General features: G+C 59.8%; 15 protein-coding genes, 5 tRNA genes and 1 pseudogene. 12 read left to right on the top strand and 9 right to left on the bottom strand.

The annotated features are described in order from the left end of the window. The first annotated feature begins 89 nt into the window (after positions 1-89). The 4 genes from G7009_RS12550 (at position 90) to G7009_RS12535 (ending at position 501) form a co-directional block, all read left to right on the top strand. Positions 90-165, top strand: a tRNA-Asn gene (locus tag G7009_RS12550). 4 nt (positions 166-169) lie between these two features. Then, positions 170-246: transfer RNA gene (locus G7009_RS12545), tRNA-Pro, on the top strand. Between the two features lie 5 nt (positions 247-251). Further along, positions 252-327, top strand: a tRNA-Lys gene (locus tag G7009_RS12540). Positions 328-424: 97 nt separating this feature from the next. Beyond that, positions 425-501 (top strand) — tRNA-Pro (locus G7009_RS12535). A 153-nt stretch (positions 502-654) separates the two neighbouring features. Here the strand turns inward: G7009_RS12535 and G7009_RS12530 are convergent. The 3 genes from G7009_RS12530 to G7009_RS12520 form a co-directional block, all read right to left on the bottom strand. Continuing rightward, complete coding sequence (locus G7009_RS12530; protein WP_181130389.1) at positions 655-1950, bottom strand: NAD(P)/FAD-dependent oxidoreductase; 1296 nt, start codon at positions 1948-1950, stop codon at positions 655-657. An 84-nt stretch (positions 1951-2034) separates the two neighbouring features. After that, the gene (locus tag G7009_RS12525) at positions 2035-2208 is read right to left on the bottom strand and encodes a DUF3094 family protein (RefSeq protein WP_181130388.1); all 174 of its coding nucleotides are present in this window, start codon (positions 2206-2208) and stop codon (positions 2035-2037) included. 131 nt (positions 2209-2339) lie between these two features. After that, complete coding sequence (locus G7009_RS12520) at positions 2340-2969, bottom strand: DUF1780 domain-containing protein (protein WP_181130387.1); 630 nt, start codon at positions 2967-2969, stop codon at positions 2340-2342. A gap of 80 nt (positions 2970-3049) precedes the next feature. Here G7009_RS12520 and G7009_RS12515 point away from each other — a divergent pair, with 80 nt between their 5' ends. After that, entirely contained in the window at positions 3050-3784 is a 735-nt protein-coding gene (locus tag G7009_RS12515; protein WP_181130386.1) for an energy-coupling factor ABC transporter permease, read from the top strand. Between the two features lie 9 nt (positions 3785-3793). Here G7009_RS12515 and yacG read toward each other — a convergent pair whose 3' ends face one another. From yacG to G7009_RS12495, 4 genes are read right to left on the bottom strand one after another with little or no spacing between them, the layout of a single operon-like run. After that, positions 3794-3994, bottom strand: coding sequence for a DNA gyrase inhibitor YacG (gene yacG / locus G7009_RS12510; RefSeq protein WP_181130385.1), 201 nt, complete (start codon positions 3992-3994; stop codon positions 3794-3796). Beyond that, a complete protein-coding gene (gene coaE / locus G7009_RS12505) occupies positions 3991-4614 on the bottom strand; it encodes a dephospho-CoA kinase (protein ID WP_181130384.1) in 624 nt (207 codons plus the stop codon). Before coaE ends, yacG begins: the two co-directional genes overlap by 4 nt. After that, positions 4614-5480, bottom strand: coding sequence for a prepilin peptidase (locus G7009_RS12500; RefSeq protein WP_181130383.1), 867 nt, complete (start codon positions 5478-5480; stop codon positions 4614-4616). Before G7009_RS12500 ends, coaE begins: the two co-directional genes overlap by 1 nt. 2 nt (positions 5481-5482) lie before the next feature. Next, positions 5483-6691: a type II secretion system F family protein gene (locus G7009_RS12495; RefSeq protein ID WP_181130382.1), complete on the bottom strand. Its 1209-nt coding sequence runs from the start codon at positions 6689-6691 to the stop codon at positions 5483-5485. Between the two features lie 202 nt (positions 6692-6893). On the opposite strand from G7009_RS12495, the gene G7009_RS12490 reads away from it, so the two are divergent. From G7009_RS12490 to G7009_RS12475, 4 genes are all read left to right on the top strand, one after another. Further along, positions 6894-7304 carry a pilin gene (locus tag G7009_RS12490; protein ID WP_181130381.1) on the top strand — a complete coding sequence of 137 codons (411 nt, stop codon included), beginning with the start codon at positions 6894-6896 and terminating at the stop codon, positions 7302-7304. 82 nt (positions 7305-7386) lie between these two features. After that, positions 7387-7462 (top strand) — tRNA-Thr (locus tag G7009_RS12485). A gap of 220 nt (positions 7463-7682) precedes the next feature. Beyond that, positions 7683-8462, top strand: a complete 780-nt coding sequence (locus tag G7009_RS12480) for a PhzF family phenazine biosynthesis protein (protein ID WP_181130380.1) — start codon at positions 7683-7685, stop codon at positions 8460-8462. Between the two features lie 789 nt (positions 8463-9251). After that, positions 9252-9686: a DUF2846 domain-containing protein gene (locus tag G7009_RS12475; RefSeq protein WP_181130379.1), complete on the top strand. Its 435-nt coding sequence runs from the start codon at positions 9252-9254 to the stop codon at positions 9684-9686. Between the two features lie 444 nt (positions 9687-10130). Here the strand turns inward: G7009_RS12475 and G7009_RS12470 are convergent. Together G7009_RS12470 and G7009_RS12465 are read right to left on the bottom strand one after the other, a co-directional pair. Continuing rightward, positions 10131-10382 (bottom strand): annotated as a pseudogene (locus G7009_RS12470) (hypothetical protein); the annotation flags it as partial. A 125-nt stretch (positions 10383-10507) separates the two neighbouring features. After that, positions 10508-10960 carry an Lrp/AsnC family transcriptional regulator gene (locus tag G7009_RS12465; protein WP_181130377.1) on the bottom strand — a complete coding sequence of 151 codons (453 nt, stop codon included), beginning with the start codon at positions 10958-10960 and terminating at the stop codon, positions 10508-10510. A 136-nt stretch (positions 10961-11096) separates the two neighbouring features. On the opposite strand from G7009_RS12465, the gene G7009_RS12460 reads away from it, so the two are divergent. From G7009_RS12460 to G7009_RS12450, 3 genes are all read left to right on the top strand, one after another. Continuing rightward, positions 11097-11717, top strand: coding sequence for a LysE family translocator (locus tag G7009_RS12460; RefSeq protein ID WP_181130376.1), 621 nt, complete (start codon positions 11097-11099; stop codon positions 11715-11717). Between the two features lie 126 nt (positions 11718-11843). Next, positions 11844-12191: a metalloregulator ArsR/SmtB family transcription factor gene (locus tag G7009_RS12455; RefSeq protein WP_181130375.1), complete on the top strand. Its 348-nt coding sequence runs from the start codon at positions 11844-11846 to the stop codon at positions 12189-12191. Positions 12192-12213: 22 nt separating this feature from the next. Beyond that, complete coding sequence (locus G7009_RS12450; RefSeq protein ID WP_181130374.1) at positions 12214-13497, top strand: arsenic transporter; 1284 nt, start codon at positions 12214-12216, stop codon at positions 13495-13497. Position 13498 lies beyond the last annotated feature (1 nt).

The following is a 13498-nucleotide window of genomic DNA, read 5'->3' as shown; positions in this document are numbered from 1 at the left end:
GACATCAACGCAGCGATGCGGAAGTCGAAGAGTTCGAAGCGATTTGATCGACATTCGAAGCTTGTAGTAAAGGTTGGACGAGTTGTAGTTCCGCGATAGCTCAGTCGGTAGAGCAAATGACTGTTAATCATTGGGTCCCTGGTTCGAGTCCAGGTCGCGGAGCCAAATTCGGGGTGTAGCGCAGTCCGGTAGCGCGCCTGCTTTGGGAGCAGGATGTCAGGAGTTCGAATCCCCTCACCCCGACCATTTTTGGGTCGTTAGCTCAGTTGGTAGAGCAGTTGGCTTTTAACCAATTGGTCGTAGGTTCGAATCCTACACGACCCACCATTTTAGAGTTCAGATGCTGAGCTCTAATCTTTAAAGGCCCGATGTCGTTTACATCGAGCCAGCAGAAAAGGCACCTTGTACGGTGCCTTTTTTGTACCGGGGTGTAGCGCAGTCCGGTAGCGCGCCTGCTTTGGGAGCAGGATGTCAGGAGTTCGAATCCCCTCACCCCGACCATCTTCATGAAAAAGGGCATCTCGCGAGAGATGCCCTTTTTTCATTTCTGCGTCCTGTATTCCCGATTCCGTACCAAGTGTCTGGCCAACCAACCCTGCACGGGGCAAGGTCGGTTCCGGGAAGCGTCCAGCAGGTCTGCGTGGGGTCAGACCCTCAATGCAGTTTCAAGCGGGGCTCGGTACCGCGTCCGATTCGGCTGCCCAGCATCAGCATCAAGGTGCGGAACGTCCCGTACAGCGCCATCTGGTGCATCCGATACAGCGACACGTAGAACATCCGCGCCAACCAGCCCTCCAGCATCACGCTGCCTGTCAGGTTACCCATGAGGTTACCGACTGCCGAGAAATGCGACAGCGATACCAGCGAGCCGTAATCCTTGTACTCATAGGTTGGCAGTGGCTTGCCTTCCAGGCGCGCCGCAATGCTCTTGGCCAGCATCGAAGCCTGCTGATGCGCCGCCTGGGCGCGTGGCGGCACATTGCGGTCACTATTGGGCTGCGGACACGCGGCACAATCGCCAAACGCGAAGATGTCATTGTCCAGGGTCGTCTGCAGGGTAGGGCGCACCACCAGTTGGTTGATCCGGTTGGTTTCCAGGCCGTCGATGTCCTTGAGGAACGCGGGCGCACGGATACCCGCGGCCCAGACCTTCAAGCTGGCCTGGATGACCTCGCCACTCGCCGTCTTCAACCCTTCGGCCGTGACTTCGCTGACCGCGGCATTGGTCATCACCGTGATACCGAGCTTCTCGAGCGTCTTGTGCACGGGAATGCTGATTCGTTCGGGCAATGCCGGCAATACACGCGGCCCCGCTTCGATAACGGTGATATGCATGTCCTCGGGCTGGATCCGGTCCAGGCCGTAGGCCGCCAGCTCATGAGCGGCATGGTGCAGCTCGGCGGCCAACTCCACTCCCGTGGCGCCGGCACCGACGATGGCCACACTGATCTTCTCGCTGGCGACATCGCCGGCATGGGCACGAAGGTAGTGGTTGAGCAATTGCTGGTGAAAGCGCTCGGCCTGCTTGCGCGTGTCTAGGAACAGGCAGTGCTGCGCCGCACCGAGGGTGCCGAAGTCGTTGGTATTGCTGCCAACGGCAATGACCAGCGTGTCGTAGCCCAGGGTTCGCGCGGGCAGCAGCTCGCGACCCTCCTCGTCGAGGGTCGCAGCCAGCTGAATCATTTTGCTCTCCCGGTCCAGACCGCTCATGCGCCCCAGTTGGAAATTGAAATGATTCCACTTGGCCTGGGCCACGTAGTTCAGCTCGTCTTCCGAAGAGTTGAGCGAGCCCGCGGCCACTTCGTGCAGCAGCGGCTTCCAGATATGGGTGAGGTTGGCGTCGACCAGTGTGATTTCGGCTTTGCCGCGCTTGCCCAGGCCTTTACCCAGGCGGGTCGCCAGTTCCAGGCCGCCGGCGCCGCCGCCGACAATCACGATGCGATGAGTCATGGGGATATCTCATAAGGTTTACGGAATTCGGGTCCTGAGAGGCCGGCCGCGCGAGGCGGGCGGATCGGGCGAGCGCAAGGCAGCTCATAGCACCAGATGGCTCAGGAGGCGGCTGAGAAGGCCCAGACCGATGGTCACGGCCACCACCAGAACAAGGAGCAGCCACGGCCGGAAAGGCTTGCGCTCGACTTGATGCTGGGGGGCTCGCAGGTACTCATCGACGCGACGCTGATCTTCTGGATTCAGGCGGCTGGTCATGGTAGGCCTCGTCAGGTAGACGTCTGTGAGTGCGCAAAGGCTACAGCGTTCACGCAAGTCGTCAGCACGAATGATAATGCTTCCAACGCTGACGCCGAGTGTACGCCAACTCGCGAGTCAGCGGCAGTGGATCAAAGACTTATCCCCACATCGAACACGATACTGCGGCCCAGGTTGCCACGCAGGAAATCGGGTGCGTCAGGGTGGGCGAACAGCACCCGCGCGAAGGTCGGACCGACCAGCGACAGCGAGCGCCAACCCTGGCGCAGATATTCGGTCGGTGGCGGAAAATGACTGTTGAGGTCCAGCACTTCGCGCTTGAGACTGGCGAACGCAATGATGTCCAGTTCACCCAGGTCCAGGCCGCGCTCCTGGTAATTGTGCGCCTTCTTGCGCAAGGTCGGCGCCAGTCGTTGCAACAGCTCCAAGGCACTGATGCGGCGAGGTCGCGCCTCGCGGCGCACCAGCTGGCTGAGGGAAAACGCGCTGCGTCGTCGGTGCAATTCCTCGCGCCACTCGTCATTGAGGCGTCGACCCTCATCCAGGACGAAGAACACTTCGAACGCGGCATCGCGAAACAGCACGTCCGGTGGCTCCTGGCCGGCGGCTGCGAACTCTTCGGCACGATAGGGGATGTTCAGGCCTTGCAGCAGACGCTGGCAGACCCAACGCTCGCGCTCCCATTTGCGGGCATTGGACAGAAAAGCATTGGCTTGTTCGGCCTGAATCGTGAGCAGGCGCAAGTAGTCTGAGTCATCCATCAAGCAAGCTTAGCCGCATTCCATGACGGTAAGACGCTGAAGCTGTTCAGGAATCGCCGGTGTGCATGTGTGGTAGCCGAATGAGGCTAGACTCAGACTGTTCGTCAACGAATGGCGGGAGTGAAGCCCAGGTGATCAGCGCACAGGTCTTGTCCACCACGACGCTGTCCATCGGCTGGCTGGGCTATGTACCGTTACTGCTCTGGGCTGGCGCGCGAACCGGCTGGGTCGAGCTGTTCGCCGACTCCCGACGCCAGCATCTGCTGTTCGGGACGATCTTCGCCTTGTTCGCCCTCTGGCTGGTCAGGCGTGACTTCGACACCGGCGTGTCCTACCACATCATCGGGATGACCGCCGTCACGTTGCTGCTCGACTGGCCATTGGCGATCCTCGGCGGCTGCCTCGCCCAGCTCGGGCTGCTGGCGCTGGGGCGCTTGGATCTGGCCGCGATCGGCATCAACGGCCTATTGCTGGTGGGGCTTCCCGTGCTGGTCACCGAAGCCTGCGCCGCAGCCGTAGAGCGAGCGCAGCCGCGCAACCTGTTCGTCTATATCTTCTGTTCGGGGTTCTTCGCGGCCGCGCTGACAGCTCTGCTCTGCCTGCTGCTCGGGCTCGTCGTGCTGTGGTGGGATGGACGTTTCGCCATGCCGCAGTGGCTGGGGGACTTCGTCGGCTACCTCTGGCTGATCGTCTTTCCGGAGGCTTTCATCAATGGCACCGTGGTCAGTGCCCTGGTGGTGTACTGCCCCGATTGGCTCGAAACCTTCAACCGCACCCGCTATCTGCAAGCGCCGTGGAAGGATGACGAGCCCTAGGGCTGACGATCAGTGGCGCGATTCGAGATCGCCCGAATACAGCTCGTCTTCCGACTCGACGGAACCCTCGATCTTGTGCTCCTCGGACGCCCACGCGCCCAGGTCGATCAGTTTGCAACGATCGGAGCAGAACGGCCGGAATGGGCTGGCCGCGCTCCATTCCACGGGGGCGCCGCAGGTAGGGCATTCGATGGTCAATGGCTGGCTCATGGCTGGCCTCCTCTCAAAGTCAGGTAGAAATGGTGCAGGCGATCGATCTGCTCATGCAACCAGGGCAGGTCGCGGTCGTTGACCACCACGTCATCGGCGTGACGCAAGCGCTCTTCCCGAGACAGCTGTGCCTGAAGAATGGCCTGGACCTGCTCGGGACTGGTGTTGTCACGCTGTAGCGTGCGCTGCACCTGCAAATCCCGAGCGGCGTCGATCACCAGCACGCGCTGGGTCTTGCGGAACTGACCGGACTCGATCAGCAAGGGCGAAACGTAGACCGCATAGGGCGATTCGGCCTTGGCCAGGTAGCTGAAGATTTCCTGGCCGATCAGGGGGTGCAGGAGTGCTTCCAGCCATTGCCGTTGGCTCGGGTCGGCAAAAATCAGCGTGCGCAGCGCCGCGCGGTCGAGTTGCCCGTCGGCAAGCAGCACGCCGGGACCGAAGCGCTCGACAATGCTGGCCAGGGCAGGGCGGCCTGGCTCGACGACCCAGCGCGCGGCCTGGTCGGCATCGACCAGGTGCACGCCAAGGTCGACAAAGCGCTGGGCGGCCGCGCTCTTGCCGCTGCCGATGCCACCCGTCAGTCCGAGTATCCAGGGAGTAAATGCCGCGGTCGTCATCAGTATCCGATCAGTTGCAGGTAGGAGGTGTACATTTCATCACCCCAGAGCATTGCGATCCACCCCGCCGTGGCCAAATAAGGGCCAAACGGCATGGCCGTCCCGATGGAAGCGCTGCGCAGCCGCAGCAGGCACAACCCGATCAGCGCCCCGACCACCGACGACAGCAGCAAGGTCAGCGGCAGTACCTGCCATCCGCCCCAGGCACCCAACATCGCGAGCAGCTTGAAGTCGCCATAACCGATACCGTCCTTGCCGGTGATCAGCTTGAACATCCAGAAAACGCACCATAGGCTCATGTAGCCGATCACGGCGCCCCAGATCGCGTCGTGCAAGGAGGCGAACAGACCGAATGTGTTGACGATCAGCCCAAGCCAGATCAGCGGCAACACCAATACGTCCGGCAGCAACTGGTGCTCCGCGTCGATCAGGCTCAAGGCCAGCAGGCCCCAGGTCAGTGCCATCAACGCCAGCGCCGTCAGGCTTGGACCTTGATGCCAGGCCACGACCAGGGTCAAGGCGGCGCAACTCAGCTCCACCAGGGGATAGCGCACGCCGATGCCGACCTTGCACGCCGCGCAACGTCCGCGCAGCAGCAGGTAGCTCAGCACGGGGATGTTCTCCCACGCGCGAATGCGATGCCCGCAGTGGGGGCATCGCGAGGCCGGCAGGCACAGGTCGAAGCGCTCGTGAGTGGTCGTCGACAGGCCCAGCGCCTCCTGCGCTTCGCACTGCCACTGGCGCTCCAGCATGATGGGCAGGCGATACGCCAGCACATTGAGAAAGCTGCCCACCAACAGGCCGAGCAAGGCCGCCATGGCCAGGAAAAACAGCGGCTGGTCGGCCAGGAAAATCCACGGATTCATCTCTAGATCAGGTTACCCAATTGAAAGATCGGCAGGTACATGGCGACCACCAGGCCGCCCACCAGGACACCGAGAATGAGCACGATCGCGGGCTCCAGCAGGCTAGTCAACTGCTCCAGCGACTGGCTGACCTGATCCTCGTAATGGCTGGCCGCCCGGGCCAGCATTTCGTCCAGTGTGCCACTGCTCTCGCCGATCGCCGAGAGTTGTATCAGCAGCGGCGTGAACAAAGGATCCTCGGCCATCGCCTGATGCAGCCCTTGACCATTGCCCATGCCCTGGCGCAAACGCAGGATGGCCCGCTCGTGCAACGGATCACCGCTCGTCGGCGCCACGGTCGCCAGCGCGTCGAGCAGCGGCACGCCCGCGGAGTAGGCCGTCGCCAGGCAGCGGGCAAAACGCGCCAGTGCCGCCTGGCTGAGCAACATCCCGAGGATCGGCAGGCGCAGCGCCTGACGCATCAACCAGACGCGCACCTCGGGCTTGCGCCGATAGGCCTGCTGCAGACCCAGGGCACTGACGCACAACGATGGCGCCAGCCAGCCTGCATGACTGGCCAGCGCCTGCGACAGGTCTATCACCCACTGAGTGAACGCCGGCAAGGCACGATCGAAGCTGGCGAACAGGCTCTGGAATCGCGGCACCACCTCGAGCAGCAACAGAGCCGCCACGCTCAATCCCGTCACTAGCAACAGCAATGGATAGAGCATCGCCTTGCGCACTCGTTTGCGCAGCGCCTGACGCTGCTCCAGCATGCCTGCCAACTGTTCCAGCTGCCGATCAAGCGTGCCCGACTGTTCCCCGACTCGGACCAGGTCGCAGTAGAGCGCGTCGAACCACATCGGATTGCGCTGCAGGGCATCCGCCAGGCTCAAGCCTGCCGCCACATCACGGCCCAAAGTGCGCAGCAGCGTTTCCAGGCTGGCGCTGCAGCCGCTGCGCGACATGACTTCGAACGCCTGCAACAGTGGCACACCCGCCTTGAGCAGCGTCGCCAACTGGCGGCTGAAGCCTGCCGGGTCGGCCTTGCCAGCGCGCGCGGGCAGTCGCCACGTCAGCCGGCTCGCCACTCTCAGTCGCGATACCTGGATACCCTGGCGTTGTAGTCCTGCCTGGACAATGGTCAAGGTTCGCCCGCTGGCCTGACCCTTGACGGGTGTCCCGCTGGCGTCGATGCCTTCCCAGGCGAACAGATGCGTTTTCGTGCTCATGCAAGCGTCCTCTGCTGTGTGCGACAAGCCCCGTAACAGCTTGCCCCCGCCTATCCCGGGCAGGGGTGCGTGAAGCTCACTAGAGTAGTCCAGCGAAGATGACGCAATGACGGGCAGGGGTGACAAAAGGTGTCTGTTCAGGCCTACTGCGCGCCGCCCGGCAAGGCGTCCAGACCACCCGTATCGACAAGGAACAGCGTTCATGAAAGGGCAACGAGGCATTACCCTGATCGAATTGATGATCGTCGTGGCGATCATCGGCATTCTGGCGACCATCGCCATCCCGATGTACACCAACCACCAGTCGCGCACCAAGGCCGCGGCGGGCCTGCTGGAAATTTCCGCTCTAAGGACTGCCATGGAGCTGCGTCTGAACGAAGGCAAGGATGTCAACGACGTCGCCAGCCTCGGCGGCCGCTCTCCCACCGCGCATTGCACGACGACCGTGGCGGGAAAGGCGGCGGAGGGTAGCGCGAACATTACCTGTGCACTGATCGACGGCCCGGCCAACGTGGTGGGCAAGACCGTCGCCCTGGTGCGTTCGAGCGCCGGCTGGAGCTGCACGACCACCCTTGAGGAAGACCTGGCCCCGGCCGGGTGCAAGGCGCCGTGACCGAAACGGCCTGGGTGAGGTAATAGCTGTTGGGAAACAGGGGTTTGCGTAACGGCACCGGCGGTGGTAGCTTTGCCAACACGCCGGTGTAGCTCAGTCGGTAGAGCAGCGCACTCGTAACGCGAAGGTCGCAGGTTCGATTCCTGTCTCCGGCACCAGAGACCAGTTTCCAGAAGTCTATGACTGTCTACGAAACGCCCAACAAAGCCCGCCTAGTGCGGGCTTTGTTGTTTATGAAATCACCCAAGCAATATGCCCTGTGTGTCTTCCCGCGATGGCAAGAGGTGACTGCGCAGAAGCGTGGCACTAGCCAAATTTTGACGTGCTTACGGACCACTGTTAGTGTCCTGTGCCTTCAAAGTCAAAGGAATGCTCGAGATGAAAATGGACATTTATCAAGTCGATGCTTTTTCCGACCAGCCCTTCGGCGGTAACCCTGCAGCCGTTTGCCCTCTGCATGAGTGGCTGCCTGATGACCAGCTTCAGGCCATTGCCTTGGAAAACAACCTTTCTGAGACTGCCTTCGTAGTGCCCGAAGGTGATGTGTACGAGCTGCGCTGGTTCACTCCAGAAGTGGAGGTTGATCTGTGCGGACACGCAACATTGGCTACGGCCTGGGTGATCCTCAATGAATTATCTGACAAGCCTAAGGTGCTTCGTTTCTCCACACGCAGCGGCGAGCTACGCGTCAGCCAGGCGACTGATGGCCTTGCCATGGATTTTCCCGCAAAAACGCCGATTCCTTGCGCACCACCAGAGGGTTTATTGGCAGGATTAGGAATCGATACCGCCGAGATACTTGCAACCGACGACTATATTGTTGTGGTGGAGAGCGAAGCGATTGTTGCTGGTCTAAACCCTGACTTTGCCACTCTCAAAAAGCTGCCCAAGCGTGGCGTCGCGGTGACAGCCAGAAGCGAAAGATTCGATTTCGTGTCTCGTTGGTTTGGCCCAAACGTTGGGGTAAATGAAGATCCTGTAACAGGATCTGCACATACTTCGCTCGCGCCCTATTGGGCCCAGCGGCTTGGCAAGCAAGTTTTAACTGCCGAGCAGGGCGGAAAGCGCAAAGGCCAGTTAACCTGTGAGTTAATAGGGGATCGGGTCATCATTTCAGGAAAGGCAGTGCTTTACATGAAAGGTACTATCAACCTTTAGGTACTGTCGGCTACAGCAAGTCACATCAACTCTGCTCACCTTCATCGCCAAGATTCATGCAGCTTTTCATGCACGATCTTCACGTAGATGTAGTGAGTGAATCCACCACGGAACGCGATGAAGGATGCCCGCTGGTACACGTTCCGGCGTGCGTACCGGGCAAGTTCGCACCCGTGGTTCGCACGTCCGGTTCGCAGCCTTTTACGCGAGGTTGGTGTGAACCTGGGCGGCCGGCCTGGTGAGAATGTTGAAGTTTCCAGCTGATGGTTTTCACAGTCTTGCAGTGTTTTTCACTGGCAACCATGTCCCACGTCTCGGGAATGACCACATGAAAACCACGAATTGGCCGCGTTCTGCGCCAGCCCATCATATCCAGTTTCGGTTTTACAACCAGGTGTGCGTGGGGAAGCTGGCCAAGGTCAGGTTAATGGACTGGGGCAGTCACAGCACGGACGGTTGATCCCCACTTCGACTTTGCCCGGATGTGTCACTGATATAAAAGCCCGAACGTCCCAGAGGCGTCGAGTGCTTCCCACACTTTTCATCGCTTGGCCGGTTTCTTGATTCACAAAGAGCGATGACCGACGACCATGCGGGGGGCACCAAGTGGCGCGGATCTACTCCATCCTCAGGTTGAGAGTGCATCCAAAGATGGATAGATCACGGCGATGTGTCCAAAACTGGACAGCGTGTATCTCCGTAGAACTGAGGAAGATTGGCAGACGCTTCCGGCCAGGGTATAAACCTCGGCCGGTGGCACGTCGCCACTATCGATAGATAGGACATCAAATGAAAAAGCTAGCGGGCGTACTTGCCCTAATCGGCGCTCTGCACGGGTGCGCCTCGGTGCCAATGGGTGACCCAGTGGCCGATAGCGAGATGAAGCGCTTCGGCACCTTGCCCGATATGTCGAGGATCTACATCTACCGCAACGAGACTATGGGCGCGGCCATCAAGATGACTGTGACGGTCGACGGTCGCGTGATCGGCGCCACCGCAGCGCATACCTACCTGGTAGCCGATGTCCCAGCCGGCGACCATACAATCGGCTCTGACGCCGAGAACCTGACGATGCTCAAGGTCAATACTCAGCCGGGCAAGAACGTCTATGTATGGCAGGAAGTGAAAATGGGTTTCGGCTACGCACGTAGCCAGCTCCATCTGGTACCTGAAGCTGAGGGCAAAGAAGGCGTTCTTGAAACCAAGCTGGCCGGTTCCTTGTAAGACGTCAGGGTATTCCGAATACTGGCGGAGCCTTTCGCCGGTTGAGATGTACTCAAAATCGAGTGCATTCTCCCTGGCCACCAGTGGGAAAACCAGCAACCAAGGATGCGGAAAACCAGCAGGCTTGCTTGGGACTGGCCAGCCGCGGCGAAACCACCAATTTCCGTCGACTCGACTGATCTGATGATCTCGCACTGAGCCGACCCGCTGGCCCAGTGAGCCCGATCGGTCTCAGTGAGACGATTTGGTCTCTGTGAGCGTAGTGGAGCCCTCCACTGTTTTGAAATCGACACGGTGGAGGGTCTCCGTACTTTTGCGGCGTCCTCGTAAAAGCCCTAAGCCGGAATTCCGACTTGGCTTTAAAAGCGGGATTCCCGCTTTGACCAGGTCGATCGATTTCGCGATTTGGGATCGGTAAGTCTCGCACCAAGTGGGCGAGACGGGTCAGATCGTCCGTCTCGGACCGAAGCACCAGCTTCCTGTTGAGTGAACGGATTGGAAGATCACCAAGTTTGCTTCTGCGACCTTGGCCTGCTCGAGCTCGACATCGTTGCACACCGTTCCACCGCACTGGGCATATGCCTGCTCTTTCGACGCATCAAAGTGGTCGGCATCGGCGCGGGAAGTAAAATCGTCGGCACTGAGCATGGGGTGCCATCCCATGGCATAGAGGTCGCTTATCTGCACCTCATGCCCCAGGTAGGTTCAAGGCTTGTTCCAGACAGGCTGTGATGTATTCACGGCGCGAACGGTGGGCTGTCGCAGGGGCGCCTCTCAGCCAAGAGCGGTGTCGCTATCAGGAAAACCGAGGTCATGCTCCATCACAAAGGAAGGTGCCGATCGGTAATCACATTTTTCATTACCAAGGTGGACGACAAACGCTGAACATTGGGCAATTTTGACAGCTGTTCGTCATACAGCTGCTGGAAGGCAGGCAAATCTTTGGTGACCACCATAAGCAGATAGTCGGGATCGCCAAATAGTCTTTGTGCCTGAATGACGTAAGGAATCCCGGGCAGGGCTGCCTCAAAGTCTGCGACCGCTTGCTGGTGCCCTTCTCGCAAGGTCACGAACACGAGGGACGAAAAATTGAAGCCAAGCGCAGCCGCTGAAAGATGGGCTCGATATCCCACGATGACCCCCTTGTCTTCCAGCGCTCGAACACGCCTATGGCAAGGAGACAAGCTAAGCCCCACACGCTCTGCCAGATCCGTGAGGGACTGACGACCGTCTTTTTGCAGCTCGGCAAGAATCTTCCTGTCCATTCGATCCATACCAAGAAATCTTCCGCTTAACAGTCGTTCGACGATTATATAGGGAAGATAATCCTGCGATCACTTGATTATCCTTCTATTTCTAAATAAGGGCGATTGCCATGTCCTTGGTATTAGAATTGAAAGGAAGTTTTCCGTGGATCTGGATGTGCTTGCAGCGTTTTGGGCGGTGTCATTTCTCTTTGTTATTACCCCAGGAGCGGATTGGGCGTATGCCATATCTGCGGGGCTGCAAGGTCGATTCGTAGTACCTGCTGTCGCAGGATTGCTCTGCGGCCATCTGGTGGCAACCTTGACCGTAGCTGCCGGAGTGGGCGGCCTGATCATGAAACTCCCCTACGCCTTGACGATGCTTACAATTTGCGGAGCGGGCTATTTGTTTTGCCTGGGTCTCAAGCTGTTGCGTAACCCCCCGCTGCCGTCCCGAGGCGAAGGCGCGCAAGTGGGTACCTGGTCAAGCTGGGCGTTGAAAGGGCTTTGCGTGAGTGGAATGAATCCAAAAGTCTTTTTGCTGTTTCTTGCATTGCTACCCCCGTTCACTGATCCCCTGAGGGCCTGGTCTTTACCCTTTCAGATTCTCACGCTTGGGATGATCCACGCGATCAGCTGCGGTGTGGTTTACCTGGTTGTTGGATTCAGCGCAAAGGCGGCTCTCGGTACACGGCCAGGGGCTGCCATCCTTGTCAGTCGTATCTCAGGAACTGCAATGATCATCATTGCCTTGGTCCTGGCCGTCGAGCGTCTCTTGTCCCTATAAGAGAAGAGAAGGGACGAGCCATTCCAGTCAACTCATCCTAAGTCGACTCGGCGTATGAAAAGCCGTCTTGCTCTTTACATATGGATATCCGTATATTTGATTATCCATATGTATAGAGCTTGATTCATGATCAGCCCCTCCGAGGTTTTCAAATGCCTGGCCGACGAGACCCGAGCTCGCGCCACTCTTCTGATCGTCAGCCAAGGCGAACTGTGTGTCTGCGAGCTCATGTGTGCATTGGACGACAGCCAGCCGAAGGTCAGTCGGCATCTTGGTCTGTTGCGTAGCTGCGGTCTGCTCCTGGATCGTCGCCAGGGCCAATGGGTCTACTACCGTCTGAATCCGGAATTACCCGCCTGGGTGCAACAGATACTCCAGATAACACTGCAGGCCAACGCCCAATGGCTGCAAGACAACACCGCCCGCTTGCAGGACATGGATGGTCGTCCCGTCCGCGCTGCATCCTGCTGCTGAACTCACCTCGAGCAAATTTCACATGCTGATTGCCATGGCTGTATTTGTCTTCACTCTGATCCTGGTGATCTGGCAGCCCAAAGGCCTGGGGGTAGGGTGGAGTGCCGCATTCGGCGCGATCGTTGCCCTTGCCGTTGGGGCCGTATCCCTTCATGACATTCCCGCCGTATGGGCCATCATCTGGAACGCCACTGCCACTTTCATCGCCATCATCATCGTCAGCCTGCTGCTGGATGAGGCCGGCTTCTTCGAATGGGCAGCCTTGCATGTGGCGCGCTGGGCCAGGGGCGACGGGCGACGACTGTTCGTCTTTACCGTGCTGCTGGGGGCGGCGGTATCGGCGCTGTTCGCCAACGACGGCGCGGCGCTGATCCTCACGCCCATCGTCATGTCCATGCTGCTGGCGCTGCGCTTCTCTCCGGCCGCGACGCTGGCCTTCGTCATGGCCGCCGGTTTCATCGCCGATACCGCGAGCCTGCCGCTGGTGGTTTCGAACCTGGTCAATATCGTCTCGGCCGATTATTTCGGGCTGGGCTTCAATCGCTATGCCGCGGTGATGCTGCCGGTGAACCTGGCCGCGGTGGCCGCCAGCCTGCTGGTGCTGTTCCTGTATTTCCGGCGCGACATCCCGAAGCGATATGCGCTGGACGATCTGAAAAGCCCGGCCCTGGCCATCCGCGATCGCGCTACTTTCCGTGTCGGCTGGTTGGTGCTGCTGGCACTGCTGGCCGGGCTGTTCATCCTCGAACCGCTGGGCATCCCGGTCAGCGCCGTGGCCGCCGCCTGCGCCGCCGTCCTGTTCGCCGTGGCCGCCCGTGGCCATGTGATTTCTACCCGCCGCGTGCTGCGCGAGGCGCCCTGGCAGATCGTCGTGTTCTCGCTGGGCATGTACCTGGTGGTCTACGGGTTGCGCAATGCCGGGCTGACCGACGCGCTGGCTGGCGTGCTGGATCGCCTGGCCGAACAGGGCCTGTGGGTCGCGACCCTGGGCACCGGCCTGATCGCGGCCTTGCTGTCATCGGTGATGAACAACCTGCCCAGCGTGCTGATCGGCGCCTTGTCCATCCATGCCAGCGACGCCCAGGGCGTGGTGCGCGAGGCGATGATCTACGCCAACGTCATCGGCTGCGACCTGGGCCCGAAGATCACGCCGATCGGAAGCCTGGCGACCCTGCTATGGCTGCATGTGCTGGCGCGCAAAGGCGTGCGCATCACCTGGGGCTACTACTTCAAGGTCGGTATCTTGCTGACACTGCCGGTTTTGCTGATCACGCTCTCGGCCCTGGCATTGCGCCTGAGCTTCTGAA

The organism is Pseudomonas capeferrum, from assembly GCF_013523055.1.
Classification (GTDB): domain Bacteria; phylum Pseudomonadota; class Gammaproteobacteria; order Pseudomonadales; family Pseudomonadaceae; genus Aquipseudomonas; species Aquipseudomonas capeferrum_A.
Note: the sequence above shows the minus strand (reverse complement) of the source record. Positions and strands in the feature narration are given on the sequence as shown.

What these genes read in the sequence shown, in the direction of transcription:
- G7009_RS12530 (WP_181130389.1), bottom strand. Translation starts at nt 1,950, where the DNA reads ATGACTCATCGCATCGTGATTGTCGGCGGCGGCGCCGGCGGCCTGGAA.
- G7009_RS12525 (WP_181130388.1), bottom strand. Translation starts at nt 2,208, where the DNA reads ATGACCAGCCGCCTGAATCCAGAAGATCAGCGTCGCGTCGATGAGTAC.
- G7009_RS12520 (WP_181130387.1), bottom strand. Translation starts at nt 2,969, where the DNA reads ATGGATGACTCAGACTACTTGCGCCTGCTCACGATTCAGGCCGAACAA.
- G7009_RS12515 (WP_181130386.1), top strand. Translation starts at nt 3,050, where the DNA reads ATGAGGCTAGACTCAGACTGTTCGTCAACGAATGGCGGGAGTGAAGCC.
- yacG (WP_181130385.1), bottom strand. Translation starts at nt 3,994, where the DNA reads ATGAGCCAGCCATTGACCATCGAATGCCCTACCTGCGGCGCCCCCGTG.
- coaE (WP_181130384.1), bottom strand. Translation starts at nt 4,614, where the DNA reads ATGACGACCGCGGCATTTACTCCCTGGATACTCGGACTGACGGGTGGC.
- G7009_RS12500 (WP_181130383.1), bottom strand. Translation starts at nt 5,480, where the DNA reads ATGAATCCGTGGATTTTCCTGGCCGACCAGCCGCTGTTTTTCCTGGCC.
- G7009_RS12495 (WP_181130382.1), bottom strand. Translation starts at nt 6,691, where the DNA reads ATGAGCACGAAAACGCATCTGTTCGCCTGGGAAGGCATCGACGCCAGC.
- G7009_RS12490 (WP_181130381.1), top strand. Translation starts at nt 6,894, where the DNA reads ATGAAAGGGCAACGAGGCATTACCCTGATCGAATTGATGATCGTCGTG.
- G7009_RS12480 (WP_181130380.1), top strand. Translation starts at nt 7,683, where the DNA reads ATGAAAATGGACATTTATCAAGTCGATGCTTTTTCCGACCAGCCCTTC.
- G7009_RS12475 (WP_181130379.1), top strand. Translation starts at nt 9,252, where the DNA reads ATGAAAAAGCTAGCGGGCGTACTTGCCCTAATCGGCGCTCTGCACGGG.
- G7009_RS12465 (WP_181130377.1), bottom strand. Translation starts at nt 10,960, where the DNA reads ATGGATCGAATGGACAGGAAGATTCTTGCCGAGCTGCAAAAAGACGGT.
- G7009_RS12455 (WP_181130375.1), top strand. Translation starts at nt 11,844, where the DNA reads ATGATCAGCCCCTCCGAGGTTTTCAAATGCCTGGCCGACGAGACCCGA.
- G7009_RS12450 (WP_181130374.1), top strand. Translation starts at nt 12,214, where the DNA reads ATGCTGATTGCCATGGCTGTATTTGTCTTCACTCTGATCCTGGTGATC.